Source organism: Bacillus sp. FSL R5-0523, from assembly GCF_037975295.1.
Classification (GTDB): Bacteria; Bacillota; Bacilli; order Bacillales; family Bacillaceae; genus Bacillus; species Bacillus subtilis.
On the sequence record NZ_CP150251.1, the window covers coordinates 2380081 to 2397652 of the forward strand.

Annotated in this window: 18 protein-coding genes; 2 read left to right on the forward strand and 16 right to left on the reverse strand. The window is 44.6% G+C overall.

Features of this window, described 5'->3' with window-relative positions; all coding sequences use genetic code 11:
- Positions 1-16: 16 nt before the first annotated feature.
- The 3 genes from NYE53_RS12045 to NYE53_RS12055 all read right to left on the reverse strand — a co-directional run bounded on the left by NYE53_RS12045 (position 17) and on the right by NYE53_RS12055 (position 1763).
- A complete protein-coding gene (locus tag NYE53_RS12045) occupies positions 17-748 on the reverse strand; it encodes a glycerophosphodiester phosphodiesterase (protein WP_339244915.1) in 732 nt (243 codons plus the stop codon).
- A 78-nt stretch (positions 749-826) separates the two neighbouring features.
- Positions 827-1447 carry an N-acetylmuramoyl-L-alanine amidase gene (locus NYE53_RS12050; RefSeq protein WP_077671425.1) on the reverse strand — a complete coding sequence of 207 codons (621 nt, stop codon included), beginning with the start codon at positions 1445-1447 and terminating at the stop codon, positions 827-829.
- 19 nt (positions 1448-1466) lie between these two features.
- A complete protein-coding gene (locus NYE53_RS12055) occupies positions 1467-1763 on the reverse strand; it encodes a hypothetical protein (RefSeq protein ID WP_086344612.1) in 297 nt (98 codons plus the stop codon).
- 307 nt (positions 1764-2070) lie between these two features.
- Between NYE53_RS12055 and NYE53_RS12060 the strand changes: the two genes are divergently transcribed.
- Both NYE53_RS12060 and NYE53_RS12065 read left to right on the forward strand, forming a co-directional pair.
- Entirely contained in the window at positions 2071-2223 is a 153-nt protein-coding gene (locus NYE53_RS12060; protein WP_014480226.1) for a hypothetical protein, read from the forward strand.
- Positions 2224-2295: 72 nt separating this feature from the next.
- Positions 2296-3414: an NADH-dependent flavin oxidoreductase gene (locus tag NYE53_RS12065; RefSeq protein ID WP_339244918.1), complete on the forward strand. Its 1119-nt coding sequence runs from the start codon at positions 2296-2298 to the stop codon at positions 3412-3414.
- A gap of 465 nt (positions 3415-3879) precedes the next feature.
- Here the strand turns inward: NYE53_RS12065 and spo0A are convergent, their stop codons facing one another.
- The 13 genes from spo0A to accC all read right to left on the reverse strand — a co-directional run bounded on the left by spo0A (position 3880) and on the right by accC (position 17563).
- Positions 3880-4683, reverse strand: a complete 804-nt coding sequence (spo0A, locus tag NYE53_RS12070; protein WP_003226427.1) for a sporulation transcription factor Spo0A — start codon at positions 4681-4683, stop codon at positions 3880-3882.
- 275 nt (positions 4684-4958) lie between these two features.
- Entirely contained in the window at positions 4959-6239 is a 1281-nt protein-coding gene (gene spoIVB / locus NYE53_RS12075) for a SpoIVB peptidase (protein ID WP_021480004.1), read from the reverse strand.
- 174 nt (positions 6240-6413) lie between these two features.
- A complete protein-coding gene (recN, locus tag NYE53_RS12080; protein WP_029317928.1) occupies positions 6414-8144 on the reverse strand; it encodes a DNA repair protein RecN in 1731 nt (576 codons plus the stop codon).
- Between the two features lie 36 nt (positions 8145-8180).
- Entirely contained in the window at positions 8181-8630 is a 450-nt protein-coding gene (argR, locus tag NYE53_RS12085) for an arginine repressor ArgR (protein WP_015384067.1), read from the reverse strand.
- Between the two features lie 97 nt (positions 8631-8727).
- The gene (locus tag NYE53_RS12090) at positions 8728-9573 is read right to left on the reverse strand and encodes a TlyA family RNA methyltransferase (RefSeq protein ID WP_003230264.1); all 846 of its coding nucleotides are present in this window, start codon (positions 9571-9573) and stop codon (positions 8728-8730) included.
- Positions 9570-11471, reverse strand: coding sequence for a 1-deoxy-D-xylulose-5-phosphate synthase (gene dxs / locus NYE53_RS12095; RefSeq protein ID WP_003245985.1), 1902 nt, complete (start codon positions 11469-11471; stop codon positions 9570-9572). Before dxs ends, NYE53_RS12090 begins: the two co-directional genes overlap by 4 nt.
- Positions 11472-11645: 174 nt before the next feature.
- Positions 11646-12536, reverse strand: a complete 891-nt coding sequence (locus NYE53_RS12100; protein WP_339244922.1) for a polyprenyl synthetase family protein — start codon at positions 12534-12536, stop codon at positions 11646-11648.
- A complete protein-coding gene (locus NYE53_RS12105; protein ID WP_003226409.1) occupies positions 12526-12780 on the reverse strand; it encodes an exodeoxyribonuclease VII small subunit in 255 nt (84 codons plus the stop codon). Before NYE53_RS12105 ends, NYE53_RS12100 begins: the two co-directional genes overlap by 11 nt.
- On the reverse strand, positions 12777-14123 hold the full coding sequence (xseA, locus tag NYE53_RS12110) for an exodeoxyribonuclease VII large subunit (protein ID WP_339244925.1): 1347 nt from the start codon (positions 14121-14123) through the stop codon (positions 12777-12779). The genes NYE53_RS12105 and xseA overlap by 4 nt, the downstream gene beginning before the upstream one ends.
- 137 nt (positions 14124-14260) lie before the next feature.
- Positions 14261-15112 carry a bifunctional methylenetetrahydrofolate dehydrogenase/methenyltetrahydrofolate cyclohydrolase FolD gene (folD, locus tag NYE53_RS12115; protein WP_041053509.1) on the reverse strand — a complete coding sequence of 284 codons (852 nt, stop codon included), beginning with the start codon at positions 15110-15112 and terminating at the stop codon, positions 14261-14263.
- Positions 15113-15123: 11 nt separating this feature from the next.
- Positions 15124-15519, reverse strand: a complete 396-nt coding sequence (gene nusB, locus NYE53_RS12120; RefSeq protein ID WP_003230256.1) for a transcription antitermination factor NusB — start codon at positions 15517-15519, stop codon at positions 15124-15126.
- Positions 15520-15782: 263 nt separating this feature from the next.
- Positions 15783-16190, reverse strand: a complete 408-nt coding sequence (yqhY, locus tag NYE53_RS12125; RefSeq protein ID WP_003230254.1) for a fatty acid biosynthesis protein YqhY — start codon at positions 16188-16190, stop codon at positions 15783-15785.
- 20 nt (positions 16191-16210) lie between these two features.
- Complete coding sequence (accC, locus tag NYE53_RS12130) at positions 16211-17563, reverse strand: acetyl-CoA carboxylase biotin carboxylase subunit (RefSeq protein ID WP_003230253.1); 1353 nt, start codon at positions 17561-17563, stop codon at positions 16211-16213.
- Between the last annotated feature and the right edge of the window lie 9 nt (positions 17564-17572).

The window sequence follows — 17572 nt, forward strand, 5'->3', positions numbered from 1 at the left end:
AGCCTCCTTCTAACAACTATTCATTTTTCAGCAATGCCGAAGCCTTTTCTGGAAAGTCGGTAAACATGCCGTCTGCTCCCGCTTCAATGAGACGCTTCATATCTTCCGGACGATTGACTGTATACGGCCTTACCTTAATCGAACTGTTCCTCATTTTCTTTAGCACTTCATCTGTGGCCCCTGGGCTGTTTAACTTCGGGTGATAGCCGGAAGCCGGAATAGACGCGATATATCGATCTGCCTGGTAAAGCACATCTGAAGTTAATACTGCCCGTTCGATATGCGGCGCAAGCCGGGCGCATAGCGCCAAGCTGTCATGATTAAACGTGGATAGGATGACTCTGTCCTCTACATTGAATCGCTTCACTGCCTCCAGCACTTTTTCTTCCATTCCCTCATAGCGGATCACGCTGTTTTTTAATTCAATGTTGATGAGAAAATCCTTTTTTACCGCCCACGAGAGCACATCTTCTAGCAGCGGCACTTTTATATCGCTGTACGCTTGATCGTGACCAGCGGCCGCATTCGCAGTCTTTACCTCATCATAGGCTGTATCCTTCACGAATCCTTTAAGTGATGTCGTGCGATTAAGTCTTTCATCATGAATCACAACAATGCGTCCGTCTTTCGTCAGCTGTACATCAAGCTCTATCCCATCCGCTCCGGCTTCAATTCCTTTTTCAAATGCAAGCATTGTATTTTCGGGAAATTGACCTGAGGCCCCCCGGTGGGCAAAAATCTTTGTCATCGTTTCACCTCAAACCCTAAAGTTTTCTCCATTATACTTATTTTGTCGGCTCCACTCTAGGATTAAGGCTGTATCAATCTACTGATCATAATAAGAATCAATGCCGTTGACAATCGCATCTGCGGCCTTTTGCTGGTATTCTTCACTTCCCAGCTTGTCCGCATCAGAGCTGTTCGTGATAAACCCAAGCTCCGCCAACACACTTGGCATTTGTGAATATGTAATGACGTAAAAGTCTGATTCTTTCACGCCCCTGTCTCTCGTTTGTAAGGAAGAAACGAGCTCTGACTGAATATCGGATGCGAGACGCCGGCTGCTCTCCCCTTCATAATCAGATTGAAAATACGTTTCTGTTCCTGAAGCTGAAGCAACCCCTGAATTCACATGGATGCTGACAAAAAGGTCAGCCTGATTGGCACTTGCCTTAGCCACTCTTTCCTCCAAGGTCAGAAAATGATCGTCAGACCGGGATGCAACAGGATTGGCTCCCTCCTCTTTTAGTTTGTCTGTCACATGCTCTGAGACAGCCAAATTAATATCCTTTTCAAAGAGCCCGTTTCCGACCGCTCCACTGTCTTCACCGCCGTGTCCGGCATCAATATACACTGTTTTTCCTTCTATCGGCTCTGCTGCCTGTGCACAAGGCGCGAGCGTCAAAGCCAATCCGCACAGCGCCAAGCTCCTCCATAACATTCTCAACTTACTCCCTCCGGTTTTTTTATGACGAGTTCTTTCGCAGCTGAATATCTTCCAGCTGTAAAGTTCCATTATCCTTCTTTGTATATTTCACCAGGACATGTGTCTGATCTGGCAGTGATTCACATTCATTACGTTTATCCTTCGGAACTTGTATCATGGTTTCTTCTCCATTAAGAGAAACCGCAATCGTATGAGGATCAGCCGAGCCAATGTATTTTCCCTCTTCGGTAAACCTTGGCACTGAGTCATCCGCACTTGCAACACTGCACCCCGAAAGAAAGAGCGCAGTAAACAGCAAAAGAACCGTTTGTTTCACATGACCACCTCTTCCTGATGTTTGGCTTTTATCTTTGACCAGAATGGCGAATTTGTAAAGACAACGCGAATGCAGGCGAGCAAGTTCCATGATTTTCAAAAGGGCTATACGACCCGATCATTTCCTGTTGTTAGAAAGATAACGAGCAGATTTGTCTATGAGGATGGCTCTAATTGAGGCGCCAATTAGAAAAAATTAGCGGAAAGAAGCAACTATTTATTCATTTTAAAAAATTTGAGAATAGGGTGAGCAAAACGTTTGACGGGTGGGTCAGCCAAGCGTAACCTTTTAAAGGATATTTACTTTATTGAAAGAAGTTAAAGCCATGAAAAAATTCGTTCTGCTGCTGGCGGCAGCTGTCATCACATGCTCCATCGGCCACCAAATCAGCGGCGGCTACAAAGGCCCCGAAAAAGAGCGGCGAAAACATCACTCTGCACTCAAGATATTCAGTCGGTAGAGCAGATCAATTGCATTAATTTTTACATATAGGCTAGAATATGTGCGAATTCAAACGAAAGAAGATGATCAAATGAATCCTAAGTATAAGCCACTTTTTGAACCATTTACGTTTAAAAGCGGCGTTACAATCGACAACCGGATCGCAGTAGCACCGATGACTCATTACGCTTCTAATGAAGACGGTACAATATCTGAAGCAGAGCTCGACTACATCATCCCCCGTTCAAAAGAGATGGGAATGGTGATTACAGCCTGCGCAAATGTTACACCGGACGGAAAAGCATTCCCCGGGCAGCCGGCCATCCATGACGATTCCAACATTCCAGGTTTAAAAAAGTTAGCACAAGCCATTCAGGCACAAGGCGCTAAAGCCGTTGTACAAATTCATCACGGCGGTATTGAGTGCCCGTCTGAGCTCGTTCCTCAACAGGATGTTGTAGGGCCAAGTGACGTGTTTGATAACGGCAAACAAATTGCTCGCGCATTAAAAGAAGAAGAAGTGGAAAACATTGTGAAGGCGTTTGGAGAAGCGACAAGACGCGCCATTGAAGCCGGCTTTGACGGTGTCGAAATTCACGGTGCAAACGGCTACTTAATTCAGCAGTTTTATTCTCCGAAAACCAACCAGCGCACGGATCGCTGGGGAGGAAGCGATGAAAAACGATTAGCCTTCCCGCTCGCTATTGTCGATGAAGTGAAAAAAGCCGCTTCAAAACATGCGAAGGGTGCGTTCTTAGTCGGATACCGTCTGTCTCCGGAAGAACCTGAGACACCGGGGTTGACAATGACTGAAACTTATACGCTTGTTGATGCTTTAGGGGATAAAGAATTGGATTATCTTCATATCTCACTGATGGACGTGAACTCAAAAGCGCGCCGCGGTGCAGATCCGACTCGCACACGCATGGACTTATTGAATGAACGTGTCGGAAACAAAGTGCCGCTGATCGCCGTCGGTTCCATCCATTCCGCTGATGACGCGCTTGCCGTCATCGAAAACGGCATTCCGCTAGTCGCTATGGGACGCGAAATTCTAGTTGACCCTAACTGGACGGTAAAAGTAAAAGAAGGCCGTGAAAAGCAAATCGAAACAGTGATCAAAGGCACAGATAAAGAAAAATATCATTTGCCTGAACCGCTATGGCAAGCAATTGTGAACACGCAAGGCTGGGTGCCTTATAAAGATTAATGTGCAAAGACTGCCGAAACGATTCGGCAGTCTTTTTTCCCTTTATATAAATAGTTTATGTACACATCTAAACAGCAAAAGAAAGAGCTCCCCACCTACTTCGAAAAGAAAATCTAGGAAAAACCCCTCACGCTTTCTTGCTTTTTTCTTTTTCATTCGTACGTCTCCTTTTTACATGAATACGCCTTACTTACGATTTTGCAGGAGAAAGGTTTCATTTTATAACGGAAACATCTAGAGTCGATCATGCTTCGTGATCCTATAAGATGAATGAATGGACCAAGAGTGCAGGTAATACCCCCATTTGCTTTCCTTACTTTTCAAACCTATCCTTTACTATATGCGGATACTTACTATTCTTCTCCCATACTAACAAATGTCCTCAAAACAAAACGCCTCCTATTTATCAGCGCAAACTAATAAATAAAAGACGTTTGATTTAATGACCACTTAATAAGCTCATGTTTAAGAAGCCTTATGTTCTAATCTCAGCTTATCCGCAACCATTGCAATGAATTCCGAATTTGTCGGTTTAGCTTTTGTCATGCTGACAGTATAACCGAACAACGAGGAAATGGAATCAATGTTTCCTCTGCTCCATGCCACTTCAATTGCATGGCGGATCGCTCTTTCTACACGGCTTGCGGTTGTGTTAAATTTTTTGGCGATGTCCGGATAGAGGACTTTTGTAATGCTGCCGAGCAATTCGATGTCATTGTATACCATTGAGATTGCTTCGCGCAGATAGAGATAGCCTTTAATATGGGCTGGGACGCCGATTTCATGGATAATGCTTGTGATGCTCGCGTCGAGATTTTTCTTCTTTGGTTCAGGCTGGCTGCTGCGTATAATACTGCTTTGCGATGATGGCGCACGATGCGTCACACTGCTGGCATTTCCGCTGACCTGGCGGATATGACCGACAAGGTTTTCCATATCAAACGGTTTGAGAATAAAGTAGGACGCGCCTAAATCGACGGCCTTTTTCGTGACATCTTCCTGTCCAAAGGCTGTCAGCATAATGACATTCGGCTGTTTTTTCAGATCTGATTCCCTCAGCCTCTCTAAAACCGCAAGTCCGTCTAAATGCGGCATAATAATATCTAATACGAGCACATCGGGATCTTTTTCTTTAAACAGCGACAGGCATTCCTGTCCGTTATAAGCAACGCCGATCACTTCCATGTCTTCCTGTCCTTCTATATATTCACTTAACAGGCTTACCAGCTCTCGATTATCATCAGCAACACAAACTTTAATTTTCTCCACGTTTCTTCCTCCCCAAATGTAGTTAACAGGATTCACCCTTGCTACATGTTTACATTCGACAAAACCGCTATATACCCTCTAAAAAAATCATAATCACCAATATTAGTGGCATATCTTTGTTATTCTATGTTTTTCTCTGTTTTTCGACTAAAAATGAAATTTGACAAACAAGGAAACGTGAATTTGTCGAAAAATCTTCTTTTGTATATTTTACCGTATGTATTCTGAGAAGTGAAGAGGGATCAAAATAAAAAAACTGCCGGAAACTCCGGCAGTCAGCTTGCTTTTTCTTTTCCGTAAATATCGATTCCTGCTTCTGACAGCATCCATTCAATATGAACACCGTAGCCGCTTGTCGGGTCATTAACGAATACATGGGTGACAGCGCCGATCACTTTTCCATTTTGAATGATCGGGCTTCCGCTCATCCCCTGTACGATGCCTCCTGTTTCTTTCAACAGCCTTGGATCAGTAATTTTCAACACCATTCCTTTTGTCGCAGGGAATTTTTGCGGCGTTGTGCTGACGATTTCAATATCGAATTTTTCTACTTTGTCATCATCAATAACCGTTAAAATTTCAGCCGGCCCTTTTTTGACTTCGGTAGAAAACGCAACCGGCAATGCTTGATCTGATATGTTGTTTTGAATCGGCTGATGCAGCGTGCCAAAAATTCCAAATGGGCTGTTTCTGTTAATATCCCCGATCGTTTTGCGTTCTGAGGAAAATCGCGCCAGTTTTTCTCCCGGATTACCGCCTGTCCCTTTTTCAATTGATGTTACAGTGGATTTAACAATTTCTCCATTCTCCACTACAATTGGTTTCTTTGTGTCCATATCGGAAATCACGTGGCCAAGTGCTCCGTATTTTTTTGTTTTCGGTTCATAAAAGGTCATAGTGCCGATGCCGGCAGCAGAATCTCTGATATATAACCCGATTCTGTATTTACCTTCTCCTTCATCCTTTTCTGGGATCAGCTTCGTTTTGATTTTCTGTTTATCACGTTTGATCAGTAAGTCTAAAGATTCACCAGTTTTTCCAGCCTTTTGAATAAACGGGGCTACATCATTCATTTTTTCAATTTTCTGTCCATTCATCTCAATAATGATGTCGCCCGCTTCAATTCCGGCCGTTTCTCCCGGAGATTTTTTGCCTTCACTTGTATTGATTTGATGAAATCCGACGACAAGAACACCGACAGAATGAAGTTTTACGCCTATTGATTGTCCGCCAGGTATAACTTTTAAATCAGGAAGAACGTGCACCTTTGTTTTTTTAATTGGAAATCCGGCAAGATCGTATACTAATTCTGACTCACCAGATTTTTTGCCCGTCACCTTGATTTCATGCGGATCTTTCTTTACTGTAAACGCTTCTGAGGATTCTGATGGCTGAGCGTTTACCGATAAACTCGTTTCAATCGCTTGTGTTTGGGTTTCAAATACTCTCATTTGCGTTGGAATCAGTAAATATTCTTTTAGCGGTTTGCATAAACCTACACTTAATAACGAAACAAGGAGAATTAAACCTACTGCTTTTCTGATGTTATCGGGCATTCACTACTTCACTCTCCTCGCTCCTATCCCACACCTTCTTTATGACTTGCTGCTACATCATTTAATTTTGCCTTCTGACGACTTATTTATAACTGTCATATGAAGAAAAACATTGGATATACTGATGAACGAATGGATGTGCACGAAAAAAATAAGCTGCGCTTCTCACGCAGCTTACCCAGTTGTTTTGACTTGATCCGCTTGTTTTAAAAGTTCTTTCGCATGGCGTTTCGTTAAATCGGTTACTTCGACACCTGCAATCATGCGCCCGATTTCCGCTACCTTTTCCTGCTTAGAGAGCGGCTTGACACGTGTCGTCGTTCTGCCGTCTTTTAACTCCTTCGCAATATAAAGATGCGTATCGGCCATGGCAGCCACCTGAGGCAGGTGTGTAATGCACAGCACTTGTGAACCTATTGACACCTTATGGATCTTCTCAGCGATTGCCTGTGCGACCCTGCCGCTTACACCGGTATCAACCTCGTCAAAAATGATCGATGTCACATCCTGTTGTGAGGAAAAAATGCTTTTTATGGCAAGCATCACCCGTGACAGCTCTCCACCTGAAGCGACTTTCGAAAGGGATTTCAGCGGCTCGCCTGTATTGGTTGAAATTAAAAACTTCACCAGGTCAATCCCTTGTTCAGTCAGCTGAACGGGCTGGCCGTTTACAAGCGGCGCCTCTTCATTGCGTGACGCTGTTCTGACCTTAAATTCCGTATCAAAAGTTGATTTTTCCATGTACAGGCTTTTTAATTCCCGATGAATCTCATCAGCCAGCTTTTTCGCCCATGTTTTTCGGATTTGTGACACATTTGCCGCTTCCACTGCGACATCTTTGCCGACGGAGTCAAGCTCCTTTTTCAAGCTTTGAAGGTGGCTGTCCCTGTTTTCAATTTGGTCAATCTCTTCTTCAATTTTAGAAGCATATTCCAAAATGTCTTCAACAGTGGCACCGTATTTTCGTTTCAGCTGTTTGATTTCATTAAGTCGCGTCTCAATATAGTTCAGGCGTTCCGGATCAAATTCAAGCTCATCCAGCATATTTCTCATCTGAAATGTGGCATCCTCAAGCAAATAGTAGGAGTTCGAAACACTTTCAGACATTTTTTTCAGCGGTTCGTTTATATCAGATATATCTTCAAGCTGCGCTGATGCCATTCCGACCCAGTCCAATCCGCCCTGCTCACTGCGAAGCGCGTTATATGCATTCTGCAGCGACTCATATATCTTCTCAAAGTTTGAAATTTGCTGGCGCTCTTCTTGGAGCTGTTCATCTTCGTTAAGCTCAAGCTTTGCCGATTCGATTTCTTCGAGCTGAAATTGAATAAGATCAAGACGATGGGCCATTTCCTGTTCGCTTTCAGAAAGCTGCTTAAGCTTTTTGAGCAGCTTCATATACCGCTGGTACCCTTCCTGATACGTTTTGAGCGCGCTTTCCACTTCGGCCCCGGCAAACTTGTCCAAAAGCTGGAGATGATTTTCGTCTTCCATTAACAGCTGGTTATCGTGCTGCCCGTGAATATCTAATAAAAGCCTGCCGATCTCTCTTAGCGAAGCAATCGTGACAAGCTTGCCATTGACACGGCAAACGCTTTTCCCGCTCGTGCTGATATCCCTTCTCATGACGATCATTTCATCTGAAACGTCGATTCCCTGCTCAGCGCATACGCCTAAAACAGGATGGCCGCTCTCCAACAGAAACAGCCCTTCAAGTTCGGCTTTTGCTTCCCCATATCTAACAAATTCAGATGATCCGCGGCCTCCGACTAAAAGAGAAATGGCATCTATGATAATGGATTTGCCGGCTCCGGTTTCTCCTGTTAAAACCGTAAGCCCGCGTTCAAAAGAAACCGTCAGTTCCTCAATAATGGCAAAGTTTTTAATCGATAGTTCAGCTAACAAACAGCATTACACCTCTTATCTTTGTTAGAATTTCTGTTACAGCAGTTCAAGGAGCCTGTTTTTTACACCGTCTGTATCTCCAGGAGTCCGGCAAATAATTAAAATCGTGTCATCTCCGCAAATGGTCCCCATAATTTCATCCCAGTCCAAATTGTCCATCAGCGCCCCGATTGCCTGAGCATTGCCCGGCATCGTTTTCAGTACGATCATATGGCTTGCAGAGTCTATTTTCACAAATGCGTCCATCAAGGCCCGCTTTAGCTTAGACAGCGGATTGAAACGCTGGTCCGCCGGAAGACTGTATTTGTAAGAACCGTTATTTGTAGGCACTTTTACAAGGTGAAGTTCTTTAATATCCCGTGATACCGTGGCTTGCGTTACTTTGTATCCATCCTGCTTTAGCATGTCGACCAATTCATCCTGCGTTTCGATTTCATTGCTTGTAATGATCTCTCTGATTTTAATATGCCTCTGGCCTTTGTTCATGTAAGCACCTCTATTTCCAAGCTTATCTGTTCTTTTATGTTATATGATTCTCTGCACATTGTACATGAATGCAGAAAAAAGGAATAATAGCGCCCTATTATTCCGGTACATCTGCTTTTTTTTCTTTTAACGTCTTATGTGCTTCTTCTACAACGCGCATGATCTCTTCTTCCGGCAGCTCCTGGCCTTCCTGTCCCTCTCCCGGCCAATGCAAATGAAGGAGAAACTCAATATTTCCGTCTCCTCCCGTGATTGGAGAAAATGACAAGCCTTTACAGATATAGCCTTCAGCGGCAGAAAAACTGATCATTCGCTTGAGCACATCAGCATGCACTTTAGGATCTCTGACAATCCCTTTTTTTCCGACGGATTCCCGTCCCGCTTCAAACTGAGGCTTAACTAGAGCCATGCAGTCGCTGCCCGGTACGAGTAAAGTCCTTAGGACAGGCAGGATGAGCCGCAGTGAAATAAAGGACACATCAATTGTGGCAAACTCCGGCATGCCCTTTGTAAAGTCTGCCGGTGTTGCATAACGAAAGTTCGTCCGTTCCATCACGACGACCCGTTCATCCTGTCTGAGCTTCCACGCAAGCTGATTATAGCCTACATCCACAGCGTATGACTGTTTAGCTCCATTTTGCAAAGCGCAGTCCGTAAAACCGCCGGTGGAGGAGCCAATATCAATCATAATTTTATCTTTGACAGAGACGGGAAATTCCTTCAGCGCTTTTTCGAGCTTTAAGCCGCCCCTGCTCACATACCTCAGCGGGTTTCCTTTGACGGTTAACGGAAGGTCGCGGTCAATTTTTTCTCCAGGCTTGTCCAAGCGGTTTTCGTTTGAATAGACGATCCCCGCCATAATGGCTCTTTTGGCTTTTTCACGCGTTTCCGCCAGCCCTCTTTCCACTAATAATACATCTAATCGTTCTTTCTTTGACGTCATGATCCAATTCCTTTGTGTGTCTTTGGCGGCATCAGTAATCTAATACGATTTGCCACCTGCTGTTTTGTCAGTCCAATTTCCTCAAGAAGCGCAGTGACACTTCCGTGTTCAATAAACCGATCAGGTATACCCATTCTGTCAATCGGAGTATGATATTCACCTTGATCATGAGCGAATTCTAAAATCGAGCTTCCGAAACCGCCTTCTAAGACCGCTTCTTCAATTGTTAAAATTGGCAAGCCTTCTTTTAGGATACTCTTCATCATCTTTTCATCAATCGGCTTAATAAAACGCGCATTCACAACGCGCACGGAAAGGCCTTCTTTCTGCAGCTCTTCAGCTGCTTCAATCGCCATTTCGATTGTTGTGCCGAATGTTAAGATGACAGCATCGTTCCCTGGACGCAGCACCTCCCACGTACCGATCGGAATCGTTTTCAACTGTTCATCCATTTTTACGCCGAGTCCGTTTCCGCGCGGAAAACGCATCGCTATCGGGCCTTCGTCATAGCTAAGTGCTGTATGAACCATGTGCTGGCCTTCATTTTCGTCTTTCGGCATCATTAAGACCATGTTTGGAATGTGGCGCATAAACGCAATATCAAACACGCCTTGATGTGTCTCTCCATCAGCGCCAACGAGTCCTGCACGGTCAATTCCAATAAACACATTGGCGTTTTGGCGGCAGATGTCATGGACAACTTGGTCATATGCCCTTTGCAGGAAGGTTGAGTAAATCGCCAAAAACGGCTTCATACCCTGCATTGCCATAGCTGCCGCCATCGTTGCGGCATGCTGTTCTGCGATTCCTACGTCGAACATCCGGTCAGGGAATTCCTTTGCGAAACCTTCGAGCTTTGAACCGACAGGCATAGCCGGCGTAATGGCTACAATGCGTCCGTCCTCGCGCGCCATTCGCTGCACAGTTCCGCTGACAAGACCGCTCCACGAAGGAGCTGCGGCTTTCGGCTTTACAAAGTCACCGGTATTAATTTTATATGGTCCGGTACCATGCCATGTCCCAATCGTATCGGTCTCAGCCGGTTTGTACCCCTTCCCTTTTTTCGTGATGACATGCAGAAGAACAGGGCCTTTCGTTTTTTTGGCGTATTGAAGATTCTCAATCAGCTCATGATAAGAATGTCCGTCCACTGGGCCCAAATACGTAAAACCGAGCTCCTCGAAAAACATTCCGGAGACGAGCATGTATTTCAGGCTGTCTTTGACTCGTTCCGCAGTGGCGGCAAGCTTGCCCCCAACTGCCGGAATCTTTTTAAATAAGTATTCAAGCTCATCTTTGACCCACTGGTATTTCCCCGCAGTACGGAGCCGTCCGAGCATAGAGTGAATGGCACCGACATTCGGTGCAATACTCATTTCATTATCATTAAGGATGACAATCATGTCTTTTTTCTCGTCGCCGATGTGGTTAAGGGCTTCGAGCGCCATACCGCCGGTCAGCGCGCCGTCACCTATGATCGGAATAATATATTCATCCGTTCCTTTAATATCACGGGCAGCTGCCATTCCCATCGCGCCTGACAGAGAAGTCGAGCTGTGCCCGGTTTCCCAAACATCGTGCTCGCTTTCACTCCGCTTTGGAAATCCGCAAAGCCCTTTGTACTGGCGAAGCGTCGCAAATTCTTTTCCGCGTCCTGTCAGCAGCTTATGGACATACGATTGATGGCCTACATCCCATAAAAATTTGTCTTTCGGGCTGTTAAATTCCTTATGCAGAGCAACAGTAAGCTCTACGACACCTAAGTTTGGGCCGATGTGGCCGCCGGAAGCGGATAAACTTGTAATTAAAAACTGACGGATTTCATCACTTAATTTCTCTAATTCATCAATGGACATGTTTTTTAAAAACGACGGGTCCTGTATTGATAAAAGATCCAAAGCGGATCAACTCACTTTCAGCATGAATTTCTGCAATGATACATGTCTTTTGCATGCCGAGCTGACAATAATCTCAGACATAAAAAAAGACAAACGCGCTTTTCCTTTTCATTTTTCATATAAACTGCTTACATTTTACCATATCTCGTGCAGCCGCTTCAAATTAGGATCGTTTTAGTGATCTCTTGCCGCAATTAAATCACAAAGCTCATATAAAAGTTCTTTTTGAAGAGAGAGTCCGCCGATCAATCGCTTCGCCTCTTTTATATGAACATCCAATTTATGTTTGGCCCCTTCCAATGAAAGAAGCGACGGGTATGTCGATTTGTCATTTGTGGTATCCGAGCCGACACGTTTGCCGATTTTCTCTTCACTGCCTTCTAAATCTAAAATATCGTCTCTGATTTGAAATCCGATTCCAATGTGGCTGCTGAAGGTACGCAGTGTTTCAATGTCTTCCTCAGGCGCATCAGCCAAAATAGCACCGGCGATTACACAAAAGCCAAGGAGCTTGGCAGTTTTCCGTTCATGAATGGATTCGAGCTCTTCAAGCGTGACTTGTCGGTTTTCCGCTTCCATATCAGCTACTTGCCCACCGACCATGCCTTCGGTGCCTGCCGCTGAAATCAGTTCATTCACAAGCCGCAGGCGCTTTTCTGCTGACACCTCGTCTGACACGTGGGCGGTAATCAGCTTAAAGCTTTCTGTGAGCAGCCCGTCACCCGCTAATACTGCCGTCGCTTCACCAAACACTTTATGGTTTGTCGGCTTCCCACGGCGCAAATCGTCATCATCCATGCATGGAAGATCATCATGAATTAACGAATACGTGTGAATCATTTCGACAGCACAGCCGACCGGAATGCCGTCTTTTTCGCTTTTTCCATATGCGTTTAAAACAGCCAGTACAATCAGAGGCCGCAACCGCTTTCCGCCGGCCTCTAGAGAATACAGCATAGATTTCTTTAATGAGTCCGGCATATCCAGCTTTTCTGTATAGACAGAGAGCTGATTTTCAATTGTTTTTTTCCGGTCCGCCAGAAAGCTCGTTAATTTATTTGTCACCTTCGTCTTCCTCCTGAACACTGAAAGGTGCCAGTTCGCCGTCTTCTTTTAAAATGAAGTCCATTTGCTTTTCGACTTTTTGCAGCTTTTCATGGCACATTTTTGACAGAGCCATGCCTTCTTGGAAATAGTTAATGGCTTGCTCTAGAGGCACATCTCCCTCTTCAAGCTTTGATACAATGCTCTCAAGCCCTTTCATCGCTTCTTCAAATGTCATGTTTTCATTTTTTTTCACGTCTGTCATTTTTCTTCCCCTCTCTTTTCTAATACTTCACAGGTCAGCACGCCATCCTTCAGCTTGACTTCAAGCCGGTCCTGCTCTTCTATTTGACTGACACTTTTAATGAGTTTATCTTCTTTATAAGCCAAGCTGTATCCTCTCTCCATCACTTGAAGAGGACTTAGTGCATTCAGCTTGCCAAGAATGGTTTGAAATTGGGAATGCAGCTGCTTCATTTGGATATTCATATTTTTTCTCAGCTGATTTGTTTGTTCCTGGTATCGTGTTCTCGCTTGTTTCAGCTGTTCATGAGGATGCAGTGCCTCTAACCTGTACGTTTCACGCTCCAGCTGTCTGCTTTTCCGATCTAAAAGAGCGGTCAGCTGTGCTTGAAACTGCTGGTACGCGAGGTCAAACTGCTGCTCTTTTTGCGCATACAAACGCTTTGGAAAACGAAAGGCATAGGACGATTGCAGCGTTTGAATCCGTTCTTTTTTCTGGCCGAGGTGCTGCTGCATCGCCCTTGTCATTCTGACTTCCGCTGTTTTTGTCCGTTCGATTAAATCAGTGGTATGAGGCACAGCAATCTCAGCTGCTCCTGTTGGCGTCGCGGCTCTGATATCGGCGACAAAATCACTGATCGTAAAATCCGTCTCATGTCCGACTGCCGATATAATCGGAATATTGGAAGCAAAGATGGCGCGTGCTACAATTTCTTCATTGAATGCCCACAGTTCTTCTATCGAACCGCCGCCTCTCCCGACAATTAATACGTCGCAAATCTCTTTTTCATTTGCCTCTTCAATGCGCGTAACGATGGATCTGCTCGCATTTTCACCTTGTACGAGCGCTGGAAGAACAATGACTTTTACAAGGGGATATCTTCTTTTTAGAGTTGTAATAACGTCTCTGACAGCGGCACCCGTTGGAGATGTCACAACCCCGATTGTGGCTGGAAATGCGGGGATTTGTTTTTTGTAGCGGTCGTCAAATAAACCTTCTCCGGCAAGCTTCTTTTTTAATTCTTCGTACGCTAAATAAAGCGCTCCAACCCCGTCAGGCTGCATTTCTTTGGCATATAATTGATAGTTTCCGCTCGGTTCATATACGGAAATTCCGCCTCTTACCAGCACTTTCATTCCGTTTTCAGGTTTAAAAGGCAGACGCTCGCTTTGTCTCGCGAACATCACCGACTGCATTCTTGCGTTTTCGTCTTTTAAAGTGAAATAAATATGCCCTCGTGTGTGTATCTTTACATTCGACAATTCGCCTTTAATCCAAATATTTTCAAGGTGAGGATCTACATCGAATTTTCGTTTTATATACTTTGTCAGCGCTGAGACGGTCACATACGCTGCTTCACCCATGTCTAAAAACTCCTCTCCTAAGCATTCCTGCACCATAACTAAAGAAAACCCGCCCTGGCTTTAGGAGCCTGAAGAAGCGGGTATCGTGCTCATATTCAAGGCGGGCAAACATTTCGCCTGTGAATATCTCCAATTATCTATGATAACGTACGTTTCGCAGATTTAACAGTATTATGCGCAAGCATCGTGATGGTCATCGGACCTACTCCGCCCGGAACCGGCGTGATGAAGGACGCTTTTTCCTTTGCCCCTTCAAATTCAACGTCTCCGCAAAGCTTTCCGTTTTCCAGACGGTTAACGCCGACGTCAATGACAACAGCGCCCTCTTTGATCTGGTCTGCATTGATGAAGTTGGCTCTGCCGACTGCCACCACCAGGATGTCCGCTTTTTTCGTATGTTCAGTAATATTTTCTGTTCTTGAATGACAGTAAGTAACCGTCGCGTTTTCATTTAATAAAAGCTGGCCGACAGGTTTGCCGACAATGTTGCTTCGGCCGACTACAACAACCTCTTTACCGGAAAGGTCAATATTGGTTTTCTTCAAAAGCTCAACAATTCCATGAGGCGTGCAAGGAAGAAACGTATCTTCGCCAAGCAGCATTTTCCCTACGTTTAACGGATGAAAACCGTCTACATCTTTATCAGGGGAGATACGTTCGATCACCGCTTTTTCAGAAATATGGTCTGGGAGCGGAAGCTGAACGAGAATGCCATGAAACTCAGGGTCTTGGTTATATTGATCAATAATGGAAAGCAGTTCAGCTTCTGTGAGGCTGCTGTCAAATTGATCGAGCTTGAAATTCATTCCCATTGTCTCTGCCGCTTTTTTCTTTCCTCGCACGTAAGAGTGAGAAGCAGGATCATCTCCAATCAAAATAACCGCCAGTCCGGGAGTGACGCCTTGCTTTTTAAGCTCTTCTACCTCTTTTGCCAATTGTTCGCGTTTTTCTCTAGCCGTTTCTTTTCCGTCGATGATTGTTGCAGTCATTTTCTTTCCTCCTATGATTGTTCAATATCAGATTTAATGTTAGAAAGAACCCCGTTTACAAACTTTGTCGCTTTGTCATCACCAAACCGTTTTGCCAGCTCAATCGCTTCGTTCATGGAGACATTCACCGGAATGTCTTCGGCATATGCCATTTCATATGCTGCCAGGCGCAAAATCGCACGGTCAACATTGGCAATCCGATCGAGCTTCCAATTCACCAGATGCTTGGAGATCATTTCATCCAGCTGGTCTTGGTGTTCCAATACCCCGTGTACAAGCTGTTCAAAGAAAGGATCTGTTTTTTCTTCATCCAGTGCGTGTTCTATGGCTTCATTCACTGCAATATCGCTGACATCAATTTGAAATAGTGCCTGCAAAGCTTTTTCTCTTGCTGTTCTTCTTTTCATTTTCTTTCTCCTTTGATCCTCTTTATCCGCTTGTCGTTAAGCCACAAAGAGATCATAACATATTTTTTTCGTATCCGCATATTGAAATCAAGGTTTTTTTACCCTATTGCCGAATATTTTCACACACCTTAATATGATTATTCGGATTTCACGTTCATGAAGAAACTCGGCTATGTAAGCCGGCTTTCTTCATGCTTTGAAATAAAGGGTAACGTGTAAAAAAACCAAAGGGCCGCCCTCCCCTTGGTTTCGTGTTAAGCCATTTACATTTCTTCGTCGATTTGGACTTCTTGGGCTTTTGTGTCAAATTGAATGCCGACGATGTGAATATTGATCTCGTTAATCGAAAGAGACGTCATATTTAATAAGGTTTGACGAATGTTTTCCTGAACGGATGCTGCAACTTTCGGAATCGAAACGCCAAATGTAACGACACAGTATACATCGATCGTAATTCCGTCATCCGCCAGGTCGACTTTGACACCTTTGCCATGATTCACTTTGCCAAAGCGCTCGACGACGCCTGTCGCAAAGTTTCCGCGCATTTCGGCAACACCATCAACTTCTGATGCTGCAATGCCGGCAATGACCTCAATGACCTCCGGTGCAATCTCAACCTTACCCAAATGCGTATCTTCGTGATCCATTTTAAGCAAGCTGTTGTCTTTCATTCAATTCACCTCCGTAAAAATTATGAGCCCATTACATCATATGTTTCTAAAAATTTCGTATTAAACTCTCCGCTCACAAATGTTTCGTGTTCAAGCAGTTTTAAATGGAAAGGGATTGTTGTCTCAATGCCTTCGATGACGAATTCGCTCAATGCGCGCTTCATGCGGGCAATCGCTTCATCCCTCGTTTTTCCGTATGTGATTACCTTTGCAATCATGCTGTCATAGTACGGTGGGATGGAATAGCCAGGGTACGCAGCTGAATCGACACGGACACCAAGACCGCCAGGAGGCAGGTACATTTTAATTTCACCAGGTGACGGCATGAAATTTTTACTTGGGTTTTCTGCGTTGATTCGGCATTCGATGGCCCAGCCTTCAAATTCAACATCTTCTTGCTTGAGGCTCAGTTCCATTCCTGATGCCACTTTGATTTGTTCCTTGATCAGGTCAGTTCCCGTCACCATTTCTGTGACTGGGTGCTCTACCTGAATTCTCGTGTTCATTTCCATGAAGTAATAGCGCTGTTCATTGTAGTCATAGATAAATTCAACTGTTCCAGCACCTGTATAGCCAACCGCTTTTGCAGCCTTTACCGCTGCATCCCCCATTTGCTCCCTGATTTCTGAATCAAGGGCAGGAGATGGTGATTCTTCCAAAAGCTTTTGCAGGCGTCTTTGGATCGAGCAGTCGCGTTCGCCCAAATGGATCGTATTTCCGTAGTTATCAGCAAGCACTTGGATCTCAACGTGGCGAAAATCTTCTATGTATTTTTCGATGTATACACCTGGATTTCCGAATGCAGTTGCCGCTTCCTGCTGTGTAATCTTAATGCCATTAATCAGTTCCTCTTCAGTGCGAGCAACCCTAATTCCTTTTCCGCCTCCGCCTGCGGTGGCTTTTATAATTACAGGATACCCAATTTCATTAGCAAGCGAAACCGCTTCTTCCACATTTTCTATAATTCCCTGTGAACCCGGTACGATTGGCACGCCGGCCTGTTTCATCGTTTCCCGCGCAACGTCTTTTGTTCCCATTTTTGAAATGGCGTCAGCGCTCGGGCCGACAAACGTGACATTCACTTCTTCACATAATTCAGCGAAATCAGCATTTTCAGCTAAAAATCCGTATCCCGGATGAATGGCGTCCGTGCCAGTCAGCTTTGCAACACTCACAATATTTGTAACGTTTAAATAGCTGTCTTTTGATGCTTTCGGTCCGATACAAAAAGCTTCATCGGCCATTTGAACATGAAGGGCATCTTTATCAGCTTCTGAATAAACAGCGACAGTCTCAATTCCGAGCTCTCTGCAGGCTCTGATGATTCTGACAGCAATTTCTCCTCTGTTGGCGATCAATAGCTTTTTAATCATGTTCAGTCT

Excerpts from the sequence above, each read along its gene's own strand:
- NYE53_RS12045 (WP_339244915.1), bottom strand. The coding sequence starts at position 748 with ATGACAAAGATTTTTGCCCACCGGGGGGCCTCAGGTCAATTTCCCGAA.
- NYE53_RS12065 (WP_339244918.1), top strand. The coding sequence starts at position 2,296 with ATGAATCCTAAGTATAAGCCACTTTTTGAACCATTTACGTTTAAAAGC.
- spoIVB (WP_021480004.1), bottom strand. The coding sequence starts at position 6,239 with ATGCCCGATAACATCAGAAAAGCAGTAGGTTTAATTCTCCTTGTTTCG.
- argR (WP_015384067.1), bottom strand. The coding sequence starts at position 8,630 with ATGAACAAAGGCCAGAGGCATATTAAAATCAGAGAGATCATTACAAGC.
- NYE53_RS12090 (WP_003230264.1), bottom strand. The coding sequence starts at position 9,573 with ATGACGTCAAAGAAAGAACGATTAGATGTATTATTAGTGGAAAGAGGG.
- NYE53_RS12105 (WP_003226409.1), bottom strand. The coding sequence starts at position 12,780 with ATGACAGACGTGAAAAAAAATGAAAACATGACATTTGAAGAAGCGATG.
- xseA (WP_339244925.1), bottom strand. The coding sequence starts at position 14,123 with ATGGGTGAAGCAGCGTATGTGACCGTCTCAGCGCTGACAAAGTATATA.
- folD (WP_041053509.1), bottom strand. The coding sequence starts at position 15,112 with ATGACTGCAACAATCATCGACGGAAAAGAAACGGCTAGAGAAAAACGC.
- nusB (WP_003230256.1), bottom strand. The coding sequence starts at position 15,519 with ATGAAAAGAAGAACAGCAAGAGAAAAAGCTTTGCAGGCACTATTTCAA.
- yqhY (WP_003230254.1), bottom strand. The coding sequence starts at position 16,190 with ATGAAAGACAACAGCTTGCTTAAAATGGATCACGAAGATACGCATTTG.
- accC (WP_003230253.1), bottom strand. The coding sequence starts at position 17,563 with ATGATTAAAAAGCTATTGATCGCCAACAGAGGAGAAATTGCTGTCAGA.